Annotated in this window: 2 protein-coding genes; both read left to right on the forward strand. The window is 71.1% G+C overall.

Features of this window, described 5'->3' with window-relative positions; all coding sequences use genetic code 11:
- Positions 1–69: 69 nt before the first annotated feature.
- Positions 70–1,971, forward strand: coding sequence for a 4-alpha-glucanotransferase (gene malQ / locus ACXJKH_RS15700; protein ID WP_457320674.1), 1,902 nt, complete (start codon positions 70–72; stop codon positions 1,969–1,971).
- A gap of 1 nt (position 1,972) precedes the next feature.
- On the forward strand, positions 1,973–4,495 hold a 2,523-nt coding region (treY, locus tag ACXJKH_RS15705), incomplete at its 3' end, for a malto-oligosyltrehalose synthase (protein ID WP_457320676.1).

The raw sequence follows: 4,495 nt of genomic DNA on the forward strand, positions 1-4,495 counted from the left end.
GCAGCTGGGTGACGTGGATGCCGACGACACGTTGGCGCCGGACGCGATGCTGGTGCGCTGGGTGCCGCTATGACCGCGCCATCGGTAGCGCTGACGGACCTGGCTGCCACGGTCGGGTTGATCGTGGACTGGCATGACGTGCACGGCACGGCGCGTCGGGTCGACCAGACCACGCTGCTGGCGGTGCTCGGAGCGCTGGAATGGCCGGCCGCCACCCCCGCACAGCGGATGGAGAGCCAGCAGCGCTGCCTGACCGAGCGGGCGCAGCCGAAGCTGCATACCGCACAGGTCGGCGCCACGCTCGTGATCGGTCCGGCCGATGCAGGGCAGGGGCAGTGGTGCGATGAGGAGGGACTTACCGAGGCCGCCAGCCAGGATGCGGCAGGTGGCTGGCGTTGCCCGCGGCGGCCCGGCTACTGGACGCTGCGCATCGGTGGCGGCGAACATGCCGTCGCCGTTGCGCCGGCCCAGTGCTTCAGCGTGGCCGATGCGACCGGCACGGAAACCCCGCGCCGATGGGGCGGCACGCTGCAGGTGTATGCGGGCCGCTCGCCCGGTGACGCCGGGATTGGCGACAGTGCGGGCGCGGCGGCGTGGTGCCGGCGGATCCGCGCGGCCGGCGGTGACGCGCTGACGCTCAGCCCGCTGCACGCGGCCGGCCGGATCGAAGCGCTGTACAGCCCGTACTCGCCGAGCGACCGCCGCTTTCTCGAACCGGTCTACACCGCGCCGCCTCCCTGGGTCGCCGATGACGACGACGCACTGCAGGCGCCGATGCCGACGCCCGACGGGTTGATCGACTGGGCGGGGGCGGCTGCGTACAAGTGGGCGCGATTGGCGCACTGGCACCAGTGGCTGGACGCCGCGCCCGAGAAGGTGCGTGAGGACCTGGATCGCCATCGACAGGAGGGCGGAACATCGCTCGCCCGGTTTGCCGCGTTCAACGCCGCCGCGCTGGGCCAGCCGGACCCGGCGCTGCAGGAATTCGCGCAGTGGTTGTCGACCCGAAGCTGGGCCCAGGTGCAGCAGCGCGCCCGCGCAAGCGGCATGGCGCTGGGGCTGATCGCCGATTTGGCGGTCGGCTTCGTACCGGACGGCGCCGAGGCGGCTGCCGCTGGCGATACCGCGCTGCGCGGGCTGGTGCTCGGGGCGCCGCCGGATGCGTTCGCGCCGCACGGCCAGGTATGGGGCGTGAGCAGCTATTCCGGCGATGGGCTGCGGCGCACCGGGTTTGCGCCATTCATCGACCTGCTGCGCGCGGTCATGCGTGATCGCGGTGGCGTGCGCATCGATCACATCCTTGGCCTGCAACGGCTGTGGGTGGTGCCGCACGGCGCAGGGTCGGAAGCGGGTGCATATCTGCGCTATCCGCTGGACGACCTGCTGAACCTGCTGGCACTGGAATCGTGGCGGCACCGCTGCATCGTCATCGGCGAAGACCTCGGCGTGGTGCCTGAGGGCATCCGTCAGCGGCTGGCCGAGCGCGGCGTGCTCGGGATGGATGTGCTGGCGTTCTCGCGCGCCAGCGATGGTGAATTCCTGCCGCCCAACCTGTGGCGGAAGATGGCGGTGGCCACCACGGGCACGCACGATCTACCCACCCTGGCCGGGTGGCAGCGTGGCGAAGACATCGCCGTGCGCGCGCAGCTGGGCAACGACAGCGCAGCGACCGTCGCGCAGGCCATGCAGCAACGTCGCCAGGAAGCGGCGCAGCTGGCCGCCGCGGTGGGCGCCGATGCGACGTGCCCGGAAGCGTTGCACGATGCGGCCATTGCGTTCGTGGCCGCCGGTCCTGCGCCGCTGGCGCTGCTTCCCGTGGAAGATGCGCTGGACCTGCGCGAGCAGGTGAACCTGCCCGGCACCGTGGCGGTGTATCCCAATTGGCGGCATCGCCTGCCGCAGCCATTGCCGCGGCGTACGCTGCACGCTACGTTGCGTCGGTTCGCGGCGGCGCGCGGCAGTGAACCCTGAGATGGTGCCGTTCCGCGCAACCGCACGGCTGCAGCTGCATGCCGGTTTCGATTTCGAGGCGGCGCGCGCGCAGGTGGCCTACTACGCGGCGCTGGGCATCAGCCATCTGTATCTGTCGCCGATCACCCGGGCGGTGCCCGGTTCGACCCACGGGTATGACGCGCTCGATCCGACCACGGTCAATCCGGCACTGGGCGGCGAAGCCGGGCTGGTACGCCTGGCCGGGCAGGCGCGCGCGCACGGCATGGGGCTCATCATGGATATCGTGCCCAACCACGTGGCCGCACACCCGGACAATCCGTTCTGGGCCGATGTGCTCGCCAACGGCCAGCGCAGCCGGTATGCGGCGTGGTTCGACATCGACTGGCAGGCGCCTGGCCGCGGCGGCAAGCTGTGGCTGCCGGTACTGGATCGCCCGCTGGCCACGGCGGTGGCAGAAGGGGGGATCCAGGTGGAACGCGATGCGGCGGGCACCGCCTGGCTGTCGCTCGGCGATGCCCGTTATCCTTTGGCGCCGGAAACCCACGCCGATGCCGTGCCGGGCATGGCAGCCGGACCGCTCACCGCATTGCTCGCCGGCCAGGCCTATCGGCTGGCGTGGTGGCGCAGTGGCGACGCGCAGGTCAATTACCGCCGGTTCTTCACCCTCACGGCGTTGGCGGCGCTGCAGATGGAGCGCGCCGAGGTCTTCGATGCGGTGCATGCATTGCCGCTGCGGTTGGCCGCCGACGGCGTGATCGACGGGGTGCGCGTGGACCATGTGGATGGCCTGCGTGATCCTGCCGCCTATCTGCGACGCCTGCGTGATGCGCTGGATGTGGCCGGCGCGGCACGCAACCTGGCCCCCGGCACGCTTGGGCTGTGGGTGGAAAAAATCCTCGGCCCCGATGAGCGGCTGCCACCGGATTGGCCCTGTGATGGCACCACCGGCTATGACCTCATGGACCAGGTGGGCGGATTGATGCATGACAGCGCCGGTGGCGCGGTGCTGGCACAGCAGTGGCGACAGGCGACGGGAGACGGGCGCAGTGTCGAGCAGGTCGAGCTGCAGGCGCGCGGTGAGGTGCTGGATAACGGGCTGCACGCCGAGTTCGAGGCACTGGCCGCGTTGCTGGCCGAGGTCGCCGACGAAGCCGGCGGCCAGGCGGCTGATTTCGGCAGGCCCCTGCTGGCCGCGGCGGTGGCCCGGTTGCTGGCGCATTTCCCGGTGTACCGCAGTTACCTGACCGGCGCGGCACCGGCCGCATTGGACCGGGTCTGGTGGCAGCGCGCAGCACGCGATGCCTGCGCCGGCGCCGACCCTGCCGTGACAGTGGTCATCGAGCAGATCCTGCGCTGGATGCTTGAAGCACCTGCGCCGATGGGCTCGCACGCGCTGCCGGCACGGTGCCTGCGGCTGCGCCAGCAGTTCCAGTTGCTGAGCGCGCCGCTCAACGCCAAGGCGGTGGAGGACTGCAGCTTCTATCGCTACGCCGCCCAGCTCTCGCGCAACGAGGTCGGCACGCATCCGTCGGTGCTGGGGCTGTCGCCGGACAGCTTCCACGCGCTGGCGGCCGAGCGCGGCCAGTTGCATCGGCGTGCGCTGCTGGCCACGGCCACCCACGACCATAAACGCGGAGAAGACGCGCGGATGCGGCTGGCGGTGCTGTCGCACTGGCCGACGTGGTGGGGTACCACTGCACGGCGCCTGGACCGCCTCGCCGCGCCGCTCGGCGTGGCCGCGCTGCATCCTGCCGATCGCCAGATGCTGTGGCAGACGCTGGTGTCGGCATGGCCGGCCCAGGTCGAGCAGCTACCGGACGACTTCAGCCCGCGCATCCGCCAATGGCAGCGCAAGGCGTTGCGCGAAGCCGGCGTGCGCAGCAGTTGGCGCAACCCCGACGCCGCCTACGAGCAGATCGCAGACAGGCTCGTCGACGACCTGCTGTCTGTATCCCGTGCGCAGCCGCTGCGGCACGCGCTGCGTGCGGCGGTGACGCGGCTGGCGCCAGCCGGTGCGCGCCTGAGCCTGGCCCAGACCGCGCTGCGCCTGACCGTGCCTGGCGTGCCGGATATGTACCAAGGCACCGAAACGTGGGACCTGTCGCTGGTGGACCCGGATAACCGCCGGCCGGTGGATTACCCGGCACGCCATCACGGACTGGATGACACCCGGGCGTGGTCGCAGCTGCTGGTGGCGTGGCACGACGGCGCGGCAAAGACGCGCCTGCTGCGCGACCTGCTGCAGTTGCGGCGCGCGATGCCGGCGTTGTTTGCGCACGGCGATTACCAACCGCTGGATACCACCGCGCCCGATCGCGTGCTGGCGCTGAGCCGCACGCACGCGCAGCAACGCGTGGTGCTGGTGGTGGCCATCGATACCACCGCCGGCCCGGCGGCGCAGGCGAGCGCCGCGCTGCCGGGGCGTTTCTGGGGCGGGGCGCGCGTGAACGTCCCGCCTGGCCGTTATCGCAACGTACTCACCGGCCTGTCTGTAGATATTCAAGCCGTTGGCATTCCCCTGCGGGTGCTGTCTGCGGACAGC

The organism is Stenotrophomonas sp. P5_B8 (assembly GCF_054049855.1).

What these genes read in the sequence shown, in the direction of transcription:
- malQ (WP_457320674.1), top strand. Translation starts at nt 70, where the DNA reads ATGACCGCGCCATCGGTAGCGCTGACGGACCTGGCTGCCACGGTCGGG.